We start from the raw sequence: 17783 nt of genomic DNA, 5'->3' as shown, positions 1-17783 counted from the left end.
TTGTATGTTGGAACAGCATTAGAGTGAAACCCGGCTGGCGCGCGGCCGCGCGCCAGCCGGGTTGACCGACCCCGTTACCAACCCGTCTTCAAAGCCGTGGGGGAGCTTGGGGCGGTCAACCTTCCTTGGAGACCGAACGGTTGCTTGGGGCGTGACCCCGCAGCACAAGGAAGGAGCGCAAGGATGACACACCTGATCCCGTCTGTCGGCCTCGATTGTGGCCGGGATTGGCTCGATGCCGCCCTGTTCCCCGGCCCGGCCCGCCTGCGCGTCGCCAACACCTCGGAGGGGCGGAGCGCGCTGGCGTCCTGGATCCGCGAGCGCGGTCTCGCCCGCGTCGGGGTCGAGGCCAGCGGCGGCTACGAGCCCCCGGTCCGCGACGACCTGGGCGCGGCCGGCTTGGCCGTTCACGTCCTCGATGCGGCCCGCGTGCGCCACTTTGCCAAGGCCAAGGGCCGGCGTGCCAAGTCGGACGCCATCGATGCTCCGCTGATCGCCGAGTTCACCGCCACCCTGATCGACGGCCCGCCCGCGGCGCCCGACCACGGACGGGAGGCGTTGGCCGGCTTGCTGCGTCTGCGCCGGCGGTTGGTCGATCAGAGTGCCGATCTGCGCAAAGCGGCGGTCGGCCTGCCGAGGGAGGCCGAGGCCACCGTCGGCGGCGCGCTCGCGGCGTTGGACCAGGCGGTGGCCGCCGTGGAAGCGCTCATCGCCCGGCGGGTGGCGGCCGACAGGGCGCTCGGAGAGCGCGTCGCCGCGCTTCAGAGCGCCCCGGGCATTGGGCCGGTGACGGCGACGACCCTGGCGGTTCGGCTGCCCGAATTGGGGGCACTGAGCGGCGCCAAAATCGCCGCGCTGGTGGGGGTGGCGCCCTATGCCGCCGACAGCGGCGAGCACCATGGCGAGCGCCACATCGCCGGCGGGCGCACCGATGTGCGCCGGGCGCTGTATATGGCGACGCTGACCAGCGCCGTCCGTGGCCGCGGCGTCCTGGCGCGGTTCTATGCTCGACTGATCGCCTGCGGCAAGAAGCCCAAGGTGGCGTTGGTCGCCTGCATGCGCAAACTGCTCGTCCGCCTCAACGCCATGCTCGCCCACCACCAAACTTGGCACGAGCAGACCGCCTAGAGGCCGACGGTCGGCGCTCGCCGCCGACCACATGCCCAGCCCAGCGAACCGGGGGCGCGGACCGGTCAAGGCCGCAGCCGCCCGCAGGGCGGGCGCGCGCCAGCGCGAGCCTTGACAGGGAGCACCCCCGGTTCACTCACCACCTCCCAGAAAACACGGTTGCTCCCCCCAGGTTTGCGACGGTCTCATGGACATGAACGGGACGCGGCTTCTACGCCGATCCGCAAGCCGCCGCCATTCCCGTATCCCTGCACCACGCTGGCGCGCGTGGAAATCCTGCGATTGGGATGCCATGGAAATGTCAGGGGAGTGGATCGCGGGTCGCAAGTCTGGAGACGGCGTCAAGGGTGACGGAAAAAGCAATAATCTTGCTGGCGTTCGGATTGAGTTATGGGATTGGCCACTGAGGGAACGGCAAAGAAAAGGCATGTTTGGGTTCAGGCGGTCAAGGCGGCCGCCCGATCAACCCCTGTAACGGAGAGTACAATGAACGCTTTTAACGTGAACGCGCCTTCCGATGTCCACGTCAATTCTTCGGATCTTTCTCATCATGACGCCTCAGTGATGCCGCCAGCGGCCACCGAGCCGCCGGGACTGGATGCCGTGCCCAGTGATCCGGGGCCGTCGCAGCCCAGCATTCCAGAGGTCACGCCGGTGGCCACTCAGACGCCGGGCGTCGATGCTGTGGTCGATCTGCCCGGGGACACCGATCTGTACTGCGGCCCGAACCACGACCTGCTCCTCTTCGGCGGCGGCAACGGGCTCGACATCGTGTACGGCTTCGATCCATCCGACTCCGGCGACCTGATCGCCATCGCAGGCAATGTGAATGGGTCCGGGCTGCAGTCGGTCGAACAACTCGTGATCTCCGACACGCAGTATGGCGCCCTCGTGGACCTCAGCGGCGGCAACGCTATTCTGCTGGACGGCGTTCACATGGCCCAGCTCGATCCCACGGACTTCGCCATCTTCGACCCGACCGGCGGAGGCTCGCTCACTTAACGTCCGGACGCCAACCGGCGGCCGAGTAAAGTCCGCCGGTCCACTGCCTTCGTGATCTACAACCTGACCGGCGCCCTCCTTCGCCCGGCGTCTGGACTTCCCATCGGCGGGAGAACAAAGCCTGCCGGCTTCCGCCCCCACCTGGAAACGGGTGGGGGCATTTTTGCCTTGGTGTTGCACCGCGCCCGCGGCACTGTCTTGTGTGGACGACCGCTGCGGCGCAAGGGAAAAGAGATCTGGCTTGGCGAAAAGGTCGGGTGCGGTCCTGTGTCCGGCCTCGAAGAATGCGGTGCTGATGACCGCGGGCCATGATGAACTCCGCGGGATTGGGTCCCGATCAACGTGCCGCGCTCGAGGCGCATGACAGTACGTGGGTCTTCCCGATCCCCGGCTCGAACCGTTTCGCCATCACCTCTCTCGGCACCCTCACACAGCATGGTCCTGTTCTTCAGCGTTACCAAACCGGACGGTCCAGCGACACGGTGGCTTGCATCCGATGGTGGAACAGACCGCTCGGCGGCGGGGCCTTGTCAAGCCCAGCGCCGCCGCAGGCGGTGGCCCGCAGGCCCAGGCTTGAGAAGGTTCCGCGGACGGGCGGACAATCCGCTCCGGATGCTCCTGGCGCTCACCGCTCAGGGAACCGCCGGAACCGGGACAGTCTTGCGGTAGACGTCGCCGCGGCTGAGCACCGCCCAAGCGACGCGGGCCATCTTGTTGGCCAGCGCGATGCTGACCAGCCGGGCCGGTTTGCGGGCCAGCAGGCCCTTCAGCCACTCGCCCTCGCCGGGCGCTTTGCGGCGGGCATAGCGGATCACCGTGGTGGCGCCCATGACCAGAAGACGGCGGAGCGAGCGGTCGCCGGCCTTGGTGATGCCGCCGAGCCGATCCTTGCCGCCGCTGGAATTCTGCCGCGGCACCAGCCCCAGCCACGCGGCCAGCTGGCGGCCGTTCTTGAACGCGCTCGGATCGCTGACGGTGGCGGCGAGCACTGAGGCGGTGATCGGCCCGATGCCGGGAATGGTGGCCAGATTGCGACTGGCCTCGGTGGTGCGATGCCACGCCAGGATGGCCTTCTCCAGGGCCGCAATCCGCGCACGGCAGCTCGCGATCTGTTCGGCCAATTCCACCAGCGCCAAGCGAACCAGCTCGGGGAGCGTCAGATCGTTCAGCCGATCGATCAACTCGGCCAGCTTACGAGGGCCTTGCGCCCCCACGATGCCGAATTCCGCCAGATGGGCGCGCAGGGCATTGAGCAGCATGGTGCGCTGCCGCACCAGCAGGTCACGGGAGCGATGAAGCACCAGAACGCCTTGCTGGTCCTCGCTCTTGATCGGAACGAAGGCCATGTGCGGCCGCGTCACCGCCTCGGCAATGGCCGCGGCATCGGCGGCGTCGTTCTTCTTGCCGCGCTGGACGTAGGCCTTGACCCGGGTCGGCGGGATCAGCCGGACCTCATGGCCGAGAGCCCGGATGAGACGCGCCCAGTGATGAGCCGTCGCGCACGCCTCCATACCGACCAGGCAAGGCGTCAAGCCACGAAAGAACGCCTCCACCTGCTCCCGGCGAAGCTGCCGGCGCACGACCACCTTTCCGGCTTCATCAACGCCATGAACCTGGAAGACGTGCTTGGCAAGATCAAGACCGACGGTGACAATGCTCATGTGGACGGCCCTCTCATAGGTGGAGTTCAGCAACCACCAATCTATGGCACCTCGATGCCGGGAGCAGCGGTCGTCCACACCATCAACTTCGCGGTCAGTTGATGCGCGGAGGGTTTGAATAACCCCAGTGTTCACTGGATCAGGCGGTCTGGGCAAGGCCGGTCGCCTCGCGCCAAGTGGTGAAGGCGCGAGCGCGGGTGGCGCGGTACTCGGGAGCGGAAAGAAGGTGGCGACGTAGCTGGAAGTGGTTGTGGATGGAACTATGGCTGGATAAAAATTGTTGGGCGTGCCGGGCGGATTTGAACCTTTTCATATGCCGCTCGCGTCGTCGGGTCGGCTGGTGCGAGACTTCACAGACCTTGTTCAGGTAACGGCTCTGTCGATGTTCGCCACCGAGCTTCAGTTCCGTCTTCGCCGCCGCATAAGATTTGAGCTTATCGGTGACGATGACGCGCGGGGCTTAGCACAAGCCCTTCAGCAACTTGCGAAAGAAACGCTTGGCCGCGGTCTTGTTGCGCCGACTCTGGACCAGAATGTCGAGCACCATGCCGTTCTGGTCGATGGCGCGCCAGAGATAATGTTGCTTGCCGCGGATGCGGACGAACACCTCATCCAAGAACCATTTGTCGCCCGGCTTGGGCCGGCGACGCTTGAGCGTGTTGGCGAAGGCGCGACCGAAGCGCAGCGCCCATTCCCGGATGGTTTCGTAGCTGACTTCGATGCCGCGCGCGGCCAAGATCAACTCGACCTGATCGCGTCCCACCGCGTGGTGTCTGAGGCGTGAGGCTGGCCCGCCGGAGCGCTCCCCCATAGCTGGCGCAGGCGGGCCGGCCGTTCGGGAGCGGCGGTCACCGTGTTCTTCGGCTAAGTTGAGGTTGCTTAACGACCATCAACCAAGACGGAGACCACGATGACCGAGGACAGGATCGCTCTTCAGGAGCTGATTGGGAAGAGCGCCGATGCCGACTTTCTGCGCGAGATGGTCGGCTTCGCCGCCCAGCGCCTGATGGAGCTGGAGGTGGAGAGCCTGTGCGGCGCCGGGTATGGCGAACGCAGCGAGGACCGCCAGACCAAGCGCAACGGCTACCGGGAGCGGACCTGGGAGACGCGCGCCGGGGCCATCGACCTGCGCATCCCCAAGCTGCGGCGCGGCTCCTACTTCCCGGCCTTCCTGGAGCCGCGCCGCACCGCGGAGAAGGCGCTAATCGCGGTGATTCAGGAGGCCTACGTGCAGGGCATCTCGACGCGCAACGTCGATGATCTGGTCAAGGCGATGGGCATGACCGGCATCTCCAAGAGCCAGGTCAGCCGCCTGTGCCAGGACATCGACGAGCGCGTGCAGGCGTTCCTGAACCGGCCGCTGGAAGGCGACTGGCCCTTTGTGTGGCTGGATGCGACCTACGTGAAAGTGCGCCAGGACGGCCGCATCGTCTCGCTCGCCGCCATACTGGCCATCGGCGTCAACAGCGATGGCCGGCGCGAGGTGCTGGGGCTCGGCCTCGGGCTGTCGGAAGCCGAGACCTTCTGGACCGATTTCCTGCGCACCCTCACCCGCCGGGGCCTACGCGGCGTAAAGCTGGTGATCGCCGATGCGCATCTCGGGCTGAAGGCCGCCGCTTCCAAGGTGCTGGGCGCCACACTTCAACGCTGTCGTGTTCATTGCATGAGGAATCTCCTCGCCTGCGTCGGCAAGGCGCACCAGACGATGGTCGCGGCCACCATTCGCACCGCCTTTGCCCAGGAGACCGCTGAGGCGGCGCATGAGCAGTGGCGCCGGGTGGCCGACAGCCTGCGGCCGCGCTTTTCCAAGCTGGCGGCGCTGATGGACGAGGCGGAGTTCGACGTGCTGGCCTACATGAAGTACCCCAAGGACCTGCGCACCAAATTGCACAGCACGAATCCTCTGGAGCGGCTGAATGGCGAGATCAAGCGGCGCACCAACGTCGTCGGCATCTTCCCTGGCGAAGGGGCGGTTGTGCGCCTCGTCGGCGCCTTGCTGCTGGAGCAGCATGATGAATGGGCGGTGGCCCGGCGCTACATGACCATGGAAAGCCTGGCCGAGCTGTGCCACCCTCACACCCCTGATCCGCTGTCCATCGCAGCGGAGTAGACCGGCGGCCTCAACCCGCCGAAGAGCACAGAGGCCCCCTCAGACACCACGCCTCGGGGCACGATCCTCGACGCAAACTTAAGCTGAAGCAGTGGTACAGCCACACGGCCTCACTGATGATTTCAGCCGGAAAACGGAAACCGCGGTACGGGTTGGGCATCGTGTTCATGCCCACCAGCCTGCCATGGGGGACCCGCCCACGCCAACCTGACAACACCCTCCGGACGTCCGGATCAAATCCTCAACCGGGGGCGCACGCACCAAGTTGGCGGCCGACCTCAAAGCCGACGACGCGTTCCAGTCTATCGACCGTTTCAGGCCCGGAGGGTCGGTAATCACCGGTCTGAACTCTCAAGAATCTGGACCTCCGGGCAACCCGGGGCGGATCAACCGTTGCGCGTCCTCCACCCGTGAATGAACTTTCCTCTCCACAGGCCGCGAGCCGTCTCGTCGGAACGGCATTGAGGCCACACGCCGGCCCTATCACTGGCTCACCACGCGATTGAAGCGGTTGGCGAGTGCGGTCGACGTGCCGCTGAGGAACACGTCGATGGTCTTGAGCGACTGGTAACGACCATTCACGGTCAGGCGCGGCAGTGCGGCCAGATGGCTGCGGTGTTCGGGCTGCAGCGTGCCATGGCGCGTGGTAACGGCCGAGGTGAAACCGAGTTTGGCGGCCAACTCGAGTTCACGGCGCCCCACCGCCTGCCGACTTCCATACGGGAACGCGACATGCTCGATCGGGCGGCCTAGTATCGCCGCCAGGGCATCCCGGCTGGCGCCCAACTCGGCTTCGGCATGGTTCGCTTCCAACAATCGGAGAGCCGGATGGGTGACGGTATGGGCGCCGATCTCCACCCGACCACTGTCCGCCAGCGTTTTGACCATATCCCAGTTCATCAGCAGGTTGCGGCAGTAAGATCGCAGGTCGACGCTGTTCAGCACTTCCAGACTGTCCAGCAACTGAGCAATGTCGCGGGGGAGTGCGTGGCTGAAAGCAGCGGATAACAGCCGGTATGCGGCCATCTTTTGTGGCAGCGTTTTGGCAGGAAGCGTGACCATGTTGCCGGACCGGTTGAAGATCACCTTGTCCCGATGCCGTAACAGCTCCTCAACCGCATACCACCATGGAAAACTGGTTCCGTTGATGAAGCCGGTGGTCACGTTGATGGTCATGGGGACGTCGTGCCGTTTGCAAATGGCAAAGGCGTTTTCGAAGTTGTCACGGTAGCCATCATCGAACGACAGCGCCACCAGATGATCGGTGGGCGATCCACGGCGCAGACAGTGGCACAGATCGGTCATCGTCACGATCCTCCAGCCACCAGCTTTCAAATGTGCGATGATCGTGTCGTAGAAGGCCGGAGTGACCTCAAGAGCGGCGTTCGGGGAAAACGCTCCTCTGGGCTCGACCACCCGATGGAAGGTGAGGATCCCTCCCATTCCCGCGTAGGCCCGTTTCGCGGCCTTGTAGATGCGCGTTGAATGCAAGCCATACAGCAGTGCTTTGTAAGCGTATGTTTTCCAATCCGTCATCATTGCCCCATTGCAGTGGCGCGGCGGTGGGACACCGACATGGCGAAAGGACGCGCTGGTTCATGATTGCCGAAACAATACGCAAACCTCAAGAAACGGAACGGATGGCATATGGGTAGAGTGATCTCCTCGAATAAGAATGATGCATTTTGCGCCAGTTGGGGCAAGTGCGGTTGTAACCTATCGCGCCGGAGACGGCGCGACGTCCTGCTGCGCTTCGCTGGTCGCCTTACCCTTTAGAAAGGTACGCTAACAACGGGAAGGCACTGCTGTGCGCCACGTTCCGTCCTTTGCTCATTATCGGTGTGGAAGACGTCAATTCTAATTAGTCACGCCAACGGCAAGACCATCGCTCAAATACCACCAATGCGGAAGCGCGGCTCTCCTGGTGGTTCTCTCAACCATTGGTTCCCCCTTTTTTTCATTTGCAGAACGCCTCGCGCTTCGGCATCGTTCCGAATGCATTGGTGCAAAAGCGGCAAATAAAATCTGAAATTACTCTGGCCGTCGGAGATGTGCATAAGGAATACTGCGAATTAGCGAAGCGCTAGTCTCGCGTGTTCTGTCGTTTAATAGGGGCGGTTTAGAAGGCTTTGAATGGTTCGGAGGGGGGATGAAAATTCTATTATCGGCTTTTGCGTGTGAGCCACACCGAGGTTCGGAAGACGGCGTGGGGTGGCACTGGGCCACCGGTCTCGCCGCCCTTGGCCATGACGTGCATGTGCTCACCCACCCGCGGGGGAGACGGGCCATCGAGCACTATATGGCCACCCTCGGCTCCGTCGCAAATTTGCAGTTCCACTACCTGGATGCTCCTTTTCTCACGGCGGCGTCAGGTAAGTATAAGTTCGGCAGTCCCTTGGCGGAATTCCTGCTGGCCGGCCCGGCCTGGCAATGGCTGGCGTACAAGCGGGCCAGGACTCTGCACGCGGTCGAGTGCTTCGACGTCGTTCACCACATCACCTATGGCAGCGTTCGACAGCCGAGTTTCATGGGGAAGCTCGGGATACCCTTCCTGCTGGGGCCGATCGGTGGGGGGGAGCGCGCGCCCTACCGGCTCCGAACCGACTATTCCTTACGGGGTTGGGCGTGGGATGTTGCACGCGATCTTCAAAACTTCGCCATCCGCCATGCTCCCCTCATGCGCCACACGTTCAGGATGGCGTCGGTAATCTATGCGAAAACGGAAGATTCGGCGCGCCTCGTTCCTTCCAAGTACCGGCACAAGGTGAAGATCGGATGGGAAATCGGGCTGGAGCGTGAAGCGATCGCCCCAATAAACGGTGTCGCGCGCTCAAAACACCCGCAAGCCCCGTTGAAGGCATTGTTCGTGGGGCGCCTTCTTCATTTCAAGGGAGCCGATTTTGCGATCCGCGCCGTTCACAACGCGCTGCTGCGGAATGCCAACGTTGAATTGACCATTGTCGGGCGAGGCCGCGACAAAAGCCGGCTTGTAGGATTATCGCGGTCGCTGGGCATCGAGCGACGCATCACATGGATTGATCATCTGCCCCAACCGGCCCTCTTCAGGCTCTATCGCCGGCACGACCTCCTCCTGTTCCCAAGTCTGCATGACTCGAGCGGCAACGTCGTCCTGGAGGCCATGGGCAATGGGCTTCCCGTTGTGTGCGTGGACCTTGGGGGACCAGGCAATCTGGTGAACGCCACGTCGGGGATTGTCGTTTCGACCAAGGGAGCGGGTCGCGATATCGTGGTATCCCGCTTGGGGCAGGCGCTCAGCGCGCTTGAAAATGATGGCCTGCGAGAAGAACTGGGGGCTGGCGCCCACAGGTACGCGCAAGGTCTCACATGGGAAGCGGTGATACAGAATGTGTATCGTTCTGTGCCAGGGCTGGCGCAAATGCCGAGAATACTAGCGGGACTATCCGGAGTTTCGTGCTTGACGGGGGTATAGTGAGAGGTTGCGGCAGGTTTTGCGCCAGCTTGATCCTCGCGCCGGCGCTGCCGTAGAGGAACACCTCCCTTCAGGAGGTGCCGTATGCGCTGCCCGCACTGCTCTTCGACCGCGACCACCGAGCGTTCGGATCGAACGGCGCACGGCGATCTTGTTGCATCGAGGCTGCCCGTTGCCGAACTGGGGATGAGGGCGTAGGAAGGGACATTCCCCCTCCTTCCGCGCGCTGTTCCGCCCCATGCCGTTCAAAGCCAACGCGTCGCGTCGCCATCACATCCCGAAGCAGCGGCATCGGGTTCGCAACTGGGCGGAGTACGACGCGGGGCTTCGGGCGCGCGGCAGCCTGACGGTCTGGTTCACGCCGGAGGCCGTCGCGCGCTGGCGGGCGGAGACGCGGACCACGCCGGGCGGTCAACGAACCTACTCGGACCTGGCGATCACGGCGGCCCTGGCCTTGCGGGCTGTCTTCCGGCTGCCGCTGCGCCAGACCGAAGGGCTGGTCGGCTCCATCGTCCGGCTGCTCGGTGTAGAGCTGGCCATTCCGGATCATTCGACCCTCAAGCCGGCGCGCCAAGATCGTGCGCTTGCCGGTCGTGCCGGTCTCCTCGGCCGGAGCCGTGGAGCTGTTGGTCGACAGCACCGGCGTGAAGCTGTGCGGGCCGGGCGAGTGGCTGGGCGAAAAGCACGGAACCCAGCGCCGCCGCGCTTGGAAGAAGCTGCATGTCGGCGTGGATGCGGTCACCGGGCGGATTGTGGCGGCGAGCCTGACCGATCACGATGTCGATGACGGTTCGCAGGTCGGCCCGCTGCTCGACCAGATTGAGAAGCCCCTCGCCGCGTTCGTCGCCGATGGCGCATATGGGCAGACCGGCGTGACCGAAGCCGTGGCCGCGCACACGCCGGACGCCGCCGTGGTCGTGCCGCCTCGCTCCACCGCGGTGCCCAGCGCGACCGCCGCGACCAACCCAACGCAGCGCGATCGGCACCTGCGGTCCATCGCCGAGCACGGACGCATGGCGTGGCAGAAGGCCTGCCGGAACAACGTCCGCGCACCGGTCGAGGCGGTCTTCCGCCGCTGGAAACGCGTCCTCGGCGACGGCTTGCGGTTCCGTACCGAGGAACGGCGAAAAGCCGAGATCGCTATCGCGATCCGGATGCTGAACCGCATGCTCGACCTCGGACGCCCGGACTCCGTCCGCGTCGCGTAATCAGAAGGCCGGGAAAGAGCTTCCTGCGACCGAAGTCACCTCGCTGCAACATCTATGGACGCCCCCCGCCCTGCAAGAGCGTTTTTCGACATGGCGGCTTGAGAAGTCGGTTGCTGCCATCGATCCGGCCTACGGTTGCAGCCCGTGAGCTGCTGGCCTTGATGAGATCCGCGGATCGACGCCCAATCAACGTCGCGAGCTCGTCGGCTCGTTGTTGCAGACGGGCTTGGCCGATCCCGGTCCGACCGGTTGTGCCATCACATCGTCCATCGCCCTCGCAACCGAAGGAGAGCTTGTCGTCCTGCGCTCAGGTCGCCGATCCGGTGACCAGCGCGGCCCTGATCATTGTCGTTTCATCGTCCAACCTCTTTGTTCGACTGCCGGGACCACCTCTTCGTCCCGACCTGCCCTTGCCCAAAGCACCGCGCACAACGCAGGGCAAGGCTGGCCCGCCAGGGCCACCGCCGAAGGCGGCATGGCCTTGCCCGAGCGAGCACGGTGCTACCCTGCCGCCGGTCGGGATCACGGGGGGAAGCCGTCGCGCCCATGGCCGTCTCACGCCGCAGCCGGTTCGGCCGCCGTGCCGGGCCGCCGGTAGTCCTCGCCACGGGTCATCACGGCCCAGGCGGTGCGGGCCAGCTTGTTGGCCAGAGCTACCACCGCGACGTTGAAGGGGCGGCGGCTCAGCAGCCCGGCCAGCCAGGGCGCGGTCTTGCCCTGCCAGCGCATCACCGTCCGGGCGCCATTCACCAGCATCCGGCGCAGGTAGCCGTCGCCCGCCTTCGAGATTCCGCCCAGGCGCTCCTTGCCGCCGCTCGCGTGCTGGCGCGGCACCAGGCCGAGCCACGCCGCCAAGTGGCGGCCCGATGCGAAGACGGTCGCGTCGCCGATCGTTGCGGCCAGCGCCGTCGCGGTGACCGGCCCGATGCCCGGGACCGTCATCAGCCGCCGGCACACCTCATCCTCCTTGGCCTGCTCGGCCAGCCGAGCGTCCAATTCGCCGACCCGCCGTTCCGTGTCGCGCAGGTGGTCGACCAAGCCTTGAAGGACCTCCCGGGCCAGGGCGGGAATCCGCGTGTCCTCCGGGTCGGCCAGCACGGCGGTCAATTCGGCAACCTTGCCGGCCCCCTGCGGCGCGACAATGCCGAACTCGGCCAAGTGCCCACGCAACGCGTTGATCACCTGCGTCTTCTGGGCGCCCAGCACCTCGCGCACCCGGTGGACCACCAGGGTGCCCTGCTGCTGCTCGGTCTTGACCGGCACGAAGCGCATGCTCGGCCGCTGCACGGCCTCGCAGATCGCCTCCGCGTCGGCCCGATCGGTCTTGTGGCGCTTCACGTAGGGCCGGACGTACTGGGGCGCCATCAGGCGCACCGCGTGGCCGAACCGGGCGATCTCGCGCGCCCAAAAATGCGACCCGGCACAAGCCTCCATCCCGACCACGCACGGCGTCAGGGTGGCGAAGAACACCAGCATCGCATCCCGGCGCAGCCGCTTGGTCGTCACCACCTTGCCGTGGACGTCGACGCCGTGGACCTGGAACACCGACTTCGCCAGATCGAGACCGATAAACGCCGCAGTCATGGCACAACTCCCGTCATGAGAGGAACCTGTCCGTTATCTGGCACTGCCGTGCCGAAAACGGGGGACGTCCATCTCATCAAAGTCACGATACGCTGGTCAGCGGGGCGGGGTTTGACGATCTATGGGGCGGCGTCGGCAACGACACGCTGACCGGCGGGGCCGGCGCGGATGGGTGCATGTTCGCGCCAAGCCGCGGCGTGGACACCTTCACCGACGCCACGCCGGGTGAGGACACCATCATTGTGTCGGCCGATATGAACGGCGCCGGTGCGCCGGCGCTCAGCCAGAACGCCGATGGCACGGTGGTGGACTTCGGCGGCGGCAACGCGGTGCTGCCGCAGGGCGTGGCGCTGGCCGAACTGCCGGCCGACGCCGTCGTCACCGCTCCCTACAGCGATGGGGCATCCTTCGACACCACCGCGGTGAATGCCCTTTTGGGCTGATCACGGCGGTCTCTCTCAGGTTTCGTGGTGGGAACCCTGGGCGCCGCGCTCCGCGCGGGGCCTCTTTCTTGCCCATCCCCAGGCCTGGGGTCGGGCATTGACCAAAAGGCTGAATTCCACCCGCCTCTGCGCGGTGTCGAGACCGCGTCGTGGAAGCGTACACTGGGTTTCAGGCGGCCCCCGGCCCGCCGATCGGATATTGGGGAGGGATGCCCATGAACCGGGCCTCTCTGCTGGGATGCGCGCTGGCGGTCCTTTTTCCGCTGACAACAGAGACGCCCCATGCCGAGGACATGGCGGCAGCGGCCGACGCGCTTGCGCGACGGGCCGAGGCGCACCGGGCCGCCGGCAAGATCAAGCAGTCCCTGACTGAGTTGTCCGAGGCGCGGCGTCTGGCGGAACAGGCGGGCGACGCTTCCCTCCTCGCGGCCATCGACGCTGCCGTGGCGGACGTCGCCACCGCGGGCACCTTGGACAGCCAGGCCCGGGCGCAATGGGCCCGCACGCTCGACGAACTCATCGCCCGGGCAAAGCCGGGTCAGGAGCGCACCCAGGCCGCGGCGCTCAACACGCTGGGCCGGCTGCGCGACATGCCGGATGCCGCGGATGCCTTGCGGCAGAGCGCCACGCTGGCGCGGCGTGCGGGCGATCCGGCCCTTGCCGCGACGGCCAGCATCAACGCCGCCCGCCGGCTTGCCGCCACGAACGCACCGGCGGAGGCGGAAACCTTGCTCAGGGAGGCGGAGGCCGACCTCATGGCGATCCCCGATGACGATCGGAAGGCGTTTTTGCTCGTCGCCCACGGCGTCGCCCTGATGGACGTGCAGGCCGCGGCGCGGCAGAACCGCGGCGACTTGGTCCGCCGTTGCCGCGACTCCCTTGAAAAAGCCGCCACTTTGGCGCGAACAGCCGGAGACCGGCGCTCGCTGTCGGCCGCGCGCGGCTATCTGGGGACGCTGTACGAACGCTTAGGGCGCCCGGACGATGCGCTCACCCTGACGCGCGAGGCGGTCTTCCTGGCCCAGGAAATCATGGCCGCGGACCTGCTCTTCCGCTGGCATTGGCAAGCGGGCCGGCTCCACCGGAGCCAGGGCCGCACTGGCGAGGCCCTGGCGTCCTACGATGCCGCGATCGCCGCCATTCGCCGCATTCGCTCCGACCTGCTGCGCGCCTACGGCGGCTATGGGTCCCTGTTCCGCGAGGCCATCGGGCCGGTTTACCTGGAATTCGCCGACCTTCGGCTTCGGCAGGCGTCCGTCCTGCGGGGCACGCCCCAGGCGCAAAAACACCTCGTCGCCGCCCGCGACGCCCTGGAACAGCTGAAGGCGGCGGAACTGGAGGATTATTTTCAGGATGACTGCGTTGCGGCACAGAAGGCCAAGGTCAGGGCCATTGACCCTCTGGCCCCCGGCACCGCCGTTCTCTACCCCATCCTGCTTCCCGACCGGTTGGAACTGCTGCTCAGCCTCCCGGACGGGCTTCACCAAGCCACCGTCCCCGTCGGCGCCGCCGAAATCGGCGCGGTGGCGACCAACTTCCGCCGGCGGTTGGAGCAGCGGACCAGCTCCCTTTTCATGAGCGACGCCCGGACCTTGTACGATTGGCTGGTTCGGCCGCTCGCGCCGCTCCTGGACAGGCGCGGGGTGAACACGCTGGTCCTTGTTCCGGATGGTCCCTTGCGCAGTGTTCCTCTCGCGGCTGTCCACGACGGGAACGGCTTCCTCGTGGAGCGCTACGCGCTGGCGGTGACCCCTGGCCTCAGCCTCATGGAGCCGAAACCGCTGACCGTTCAACAAGCCGAACTTCTGCTGGCCGGCTTGACGGAAAGCGTGCAGGGGTTCCCGCCACTGCCCTTCGTGGAGTCCGAGATCGCCACCATACACGGCACGCTGGGAGGAACGGTCCTCGAAAACCGCTCTTTCGTGATCGATCGGGTCGGCCGGGAACTCAACGCTGCGCCCTACTCCATCGTCCACATCGCCTCGCATGGCAAGTTTGAACCGGAGGCGCGCGACAGCTACATCCTAGCCTACGACGGGCGGCTCAGCATGGACCAGTTGGAGAGCTTCGTAAAGCTGAGCCAGTACCGGGAGGAGCCGGTCGAGCTGCTGACCCTCAGCGCCTGTCAGACCGCGGCCGGCGACGACCGTGCGGCGCTGGGGCTTGCCGGAGTGGCGATCAAGGCGGGGGCACGCAGCGCACTCGCGTCGCTGTGGTTCATCAACGACCAAGCATCCTCCCAATTGATCGCCGACTTCTATCGCCGGCTCGCCGCGGGAGGGCCGGGCAAAGCCGAGGCGCTGCGCCAGGCCCAACTCGCCATGCTGAAGGACCTGCGCTATCAACACCCGGGCTACTGGGCCGCCTTTCTGCTGATCGGGAACTGGCTATGAGGGATCGCATCGTCCCGTCCCTGCTGATCGGGCAGGCCGCAGTCCTGGCGGTAGTCCTGCTGCACCTCATGGGCTGGCTCCAGCCACTCGACCTGCTGGCCTACGACACCGGCCTGAGGTCGCGCGCCCGGCCGGGAGCGGACGAGCGCATCGTGCTGGTCGGCGCCCGGGAGGCCGATCTCGCTGCGTTGGGCTGGCCGCTGTCCGACGCGCAGCTCGCCAACCTGCTGAACGCCTTGTCCGCGGCGAAGCCGGCGGCCATCGGCGTGGACATCTACCGCAACTGGCCCATCGGTGATGGAAAAGGAGAGTTGGAGCAAGCGCTGCGGGCGAACCCGGACATCGTCTGGGTCAACCGCCAGCCGTCCGAAGCCGGCGGCGCCATACCCGCCCCGTCGGCGCTGGCGACGCCGGACCGGATCGGCTTTTCCGACATCCTCGTGGACCCCGACGGAGTCGTCCGCCGCAGTCTGCTGTTCGTCGACGACGGCTCCGGGCAGCACGCCACCGCGCTGTCCTTGGTCATGGCGCTGCGCCTGCTCAGGCAGCAGGGAATTGTCCCCCGGCCCGACCCGGCGGACCCCGCACACCTACGTCTGGGCGCCGTCACCCTCCGCCCGTTGGAGGAAACGGACGGCGGCTACGGCGGCGTAGACGCCCGCGGATACCAATTCCTGCTGGACTATGCGCTGGGGCCCGGTCCGATCCGGGATTTTTCGGTGCGGGACGCGTTGGACGGCCGCATTCCGGCCGAGGCGCTGGCCGGCCGGCTTGTGTTCGTCGCGGTCACCGCCGACAGCGTGAAGGACTACTTCCGAACGCCGGTGGACGCCGGTTTCGCCTTCGGGGCGGTGGTGCACGCGCAGGCCACGAGCCAGCTTCTGCGCATGGCGCTGGGCGAAGCGAGGCCGATGCTGGTCCTGCCGGACGGCGCCGAGGTGGCCGTGACGGTCGTCGTCGGGCTGGCGGCCTCCCTTTTGGCGCTGGCGATGCATGGACCGGCGGCCTTCGCGCTGCTTCTGGTGGGTGGGACAGCTGCCCTGTCCGGGTTGTGGTTCGCGGCCCTGACGCACGCCCTGTGGATGCCGTTGGCAGCACCGTTGGCGTCCTGGGCCTTGGCGCTCGGCCTCGTCACCGCCTTCCTGTCCCGGCAGGAACGGGCCGACCGGGAGGCGCTGATGCGGCTGTTCGCCAGTCACGTGCCGGGGCCGGTCGCGCAGGAGCTGTGGGAGCGGCGCCACCTGTTCATGGACGGCGGGCGCCCCCGGCCGCAGCGGCTGACGGCCACCGTTCTCTTCTCCGACGTCGCCAACTTCACCCCCATTTCCGAGAAGATGGAGCCGGAGGAACTGGACGCTTGGCTGCATGACTACATGGGCGCCATGGTGCCGGTCATCCAGGACCACGGCGGCCTTCCCCTGCGCTTTGTCGGCGACGCGATTCTGTCCGTCTTCGGCGTTCCGGTGCCGCGCGAGACAGAGGAGGAGATCGACCGCGACGCGGCCAACGCCGTGTGCGCGGCGCTCGCCATGGCCGACGTGCTCGCCCGCCTGAACGCGGGTTGGGCCAAGCAGGGCCTGCCGCCCGCCGGCATCCGGGTCGGCCTCTACACCGGCCCCATGGTGGCCGGCAGCATCGGCGCGCCCGGCCACATGGAATATTCCCTGACCGGAGACGCCGTGAACACGGCGGCCCGCCTGGAAGCCCTTGCCAAGACGGTGGGGACGGACGTGCCCGGCCGGCCGTGCCGGATCCTGGTCGGCGATCCGACCTGGGAACGGCTGCGCGGCGCCTTCCGTGGGGCGGCGGTCGGCGAGGTCCCGCTGAAAGGCAAGGACCGCAAGGTTGGCGTCCACGTCATCCTCGGCGAAGCCGTGCCCAGCGGTTCCATGGCGGAAGACATAGGGCTGGGCGGCCAGGAGACGGGCGGCGTGGAGCGGATCACAGCGCCGGCGGGTTCCTCCCCCTTAACATCCGACAAGCCAACATCCGACAAGGCCGGCCCCATCGCCGGCCCGCGCGAGAAGGGAGCCACGGGATGACGCGTTACCCGACCTTGGCGGCGACGCTCGCCGCAACCGCCATGCTCTTCACCGGCCCGCCGGGCTCGGCCCAAACGACGCCGCAACGCGGCGGCACGCAGGAGGCCGCGGTCCCCAGTACCGGGATCGTTTATGTCCCTCCGTCGCGCGGCGCGCCGGCTGGTCGGATCGGCGGCAGCACGCGGGGCCCCGGCACCGGGATGCCGAGCCTGGAGGTGCTGGCCCCCGACCACCCGGGCCTGACTGCCTCGCCGCAGCCGACCCTGCTGTGGTACCTGGGCGCGCCCGCGAAGGGGCCGGTCCAGATCGTCGTCGACACGGCGGACATGCTGGGCCGCCCGCCGCTGCTGGACCTGACCTTGCGCGCCCCCCCTCCGGGCATCAACGCGGTCGACCTTGCCCAGCACAAGGTGAAGCTGGAGCCGGGGCGGCTCTACCGCTGGTCGGTGGCCTTGCAGGTCGATCCGGCGCAGCGCTCCGGCGACGTCCTGGCCTCGGGCCTGATCCTGTACCAGCCGGGACCGGGCAAGGTTCCGGACCGCGCCCCCCCGGCCACGGCGGCAAACCAGCTGGCCGCGCAGGGCTACTGGTACGACGCGCTCGCCGTGCTGTCCCGCGCCATCGCGCGCCAGCCCGGCGACTCCGGACTGCGGACCATGCGCGCCACCTTGCTCGACCAAGTGGGCCTGCGCGAGCCGGCTGCCTTCGACCGGCAGGGCGGCAAGGGCGGATGAAACACCATAAAACATGAATTATCGCGG

Annotated in this window: 11 protein-coding genes and 3 pseudogenes; 10 read left to right on the top strand and 4 right to left on the bottom strand. The window is 66.7% G+C overall.

The genetic code is table 11. The annotated features are described in order from the left end of the window. Positions 1–183: 183 nt before the first annotated feature. Positions 184–1128 carry a transposase gene (locus tag M2351_RS21325; protein WP_264656912.1) on the top strand — a complete coding sequence of 315 codons (945 nt, stop codon included), beginning with the start codon at positions 184–186 and terminating at the stop codon, positions 1126–1128. A 486-nt stretch (positions 1129–1614) separates the two neighbouring features. Further along, positions 1615–2130: a hypothetical protein gene (locus tag M2351_RS21320; RefSeq protein WP_264658050.1), complete on the top strand. Its 516-nt coding sequence runs from the start codon at positions 1615–1617 to the stop codon at positions 2128–2130. 632 nt (positions 2131–2762) lie between these two features. On the opposite strand, the gene M2351_RS21315 is transcribed toward M2351_RS21320, so the two are convergent. Continuing rightward, positions 2763–3791 carry an IS110 family RNA-guided transposase gene (locus M2351_RS21315; protein WP_264658049.1) on the bottom strand — a complete coding sequence of 343 codons (1029 nt, stop codon included), beginning with the start codon at positions 3789–3791 and terminating at the stop codon, positions 2763–2765. A gap of 139 nt (positions 3792–3930) precedes the next feature. Next, positions 3931–4407 (bottom strand): annotated as a pseudogene (locus tag M2351_RS21310) (IS6 family transposase). Between the two features lie 294 nt (positions 4408–4701). Here M2351_RS21310 and M2351_RS21305 point away from each other — a divergent pair. Further along, positions 4702–5901 (top strand): IS256 family transposase, encoded by a 1200-nt coding sequence (locus M2351_RS21305; protein ID WP_264654291.1) that lies wholly within the window; start codon positions 4702–4704, stop codon positions 5899–5901. Positions 5902–6384: 483 nt separating this feature from the next. Here M2351_RS21305 and M2351_RS21295 read toward each other — a convergent pair whose 3' ends face one another. Next, positions 6385–7440, bottom strand: a complete 1056-nt coding sequence (locus M2351_RS21295) for a polysaccharide deacetylase family protein (RefSeq protein ID WP_264658048.1) — start codon at positions 7438–7440, stop codon at positions 6385–6387. 760 nt (positions 7441–8200) lie between these two features. Here M2351_RS21295 and M2351_RS21290 point away from each other — a divergent pair. Together M2351_RS21290 and M2351_RS21285 are read left to right on the top strand one after the other, a co-directional pair. Next, positions 8201–9352 carry a glycosyltransferase family 4 protein gene (locus M2351_RS21290; RefSeq protein WP_264658047.1) on the top strand — a complete coding sequence of 384 codons (1152 nt, stop codon included), beginning with the start codon at positions 8201–8203 and terminating at the stop codon, positions 9350–9352. A 238-nt stretch (positions 9353–9590) separates the two neighbouring features. Then, positions 9591–10560: pseudogene (locus M2351_RS21285) on the top strand (IS5 family transposase). Between the two features lie 555 nt (positions 10561–11115). On the opposite strand, the gene M2351_RS21280 reads toward M2351_RS21285, so the two are convergent. Further along, positions 11116–12144 carry an IS110 family RNA-guided transposase gene (locus tag M2351_RS21280; RefSeq protein WP_264658046.1) on the bottom strand — a complete coding sequence of 343 codons (1029 nt, stop codon included), beginning with the start codon at positions 12142–12144 and terminating at the stop codon, positions 11116–11118. Positions 12145–12170: 26 nt separating this feature from the next. Here M2351_RS21280 and M2351_RS44980 point away from each other — a divergent pair. The 5 genes and pseudogenes from M2351_RS44980 to M2351_RS21255 form a co-directional block, all read left to right on the top strand. Beyond that, positions 12171–12302 (top strand): annotated as a pseudogene (locus tag M2351_RS44980) (hypothetical protein); the annotation flags it as partial. A gap of 18 nt (positions 12303–12320) precedes the next feature. Continuing rightward, a complete protein-coding gene (locus M2351_RS21270) occupies positions 12321–12587 on the top strand; it encodes a hypothetical protein (protein WP_264658045.1) in 267 nt (88 codons plus the stop codon). A 215-nt stretch (positions 12588–12802) separates the two neighbouring features. Then, positions 12803–14980: a CHAT domain-containing protein gene (locus tag M2351_RS21265; RefSeq protein ID WP_264658044.1), complete on the top strand. Its 2178-nt coding sequence runs from the start codon at positions 12803–12805 to the stop codon at positions 14978–14980. Further along, positions 14977–17022, top strand: coding sequence for a CHASE2 domain-containing protein (locus M2351_RS21260; RefSeq protein WP_264658043.1), 2046 nt, complete (start codon positions 14977–14979; stop codon positions 17020–17022). Before M2351_RS21265 ends, M2351_RS21260 begins: the two co-directional genes overlap by 4 nt. Next, a complete protein-coding gene (locus tag M2351_RS21255) occupies positions 17019–17756 on the top strand; it encodes a DUF928 domain-containing protein (protein ID WP_264658042.1) in 738 nt (245 codons plus the stop codon). The genes M2351_RS21260 and M2351_RS21255 overlap by 4 nt, the downstream gene beginning before the upstream one ends. Positions 17757–17783 lie beyond the last annotated feature (27 nt).

The sequence above is a fragment of the Azospirillum canadense genome (assembly GCF_025961225.1).
GTDB lineage: Bacteria > Pseudomonadota > Alphaproteobacteria > Azospirillales > Azospirillaceae > Azospirillum > Azospirillum canadense.
Note: the sequence above shows the minus strand (reverse complement) of the source record. Positions and strands in the feature narration are given on the sequence as shown.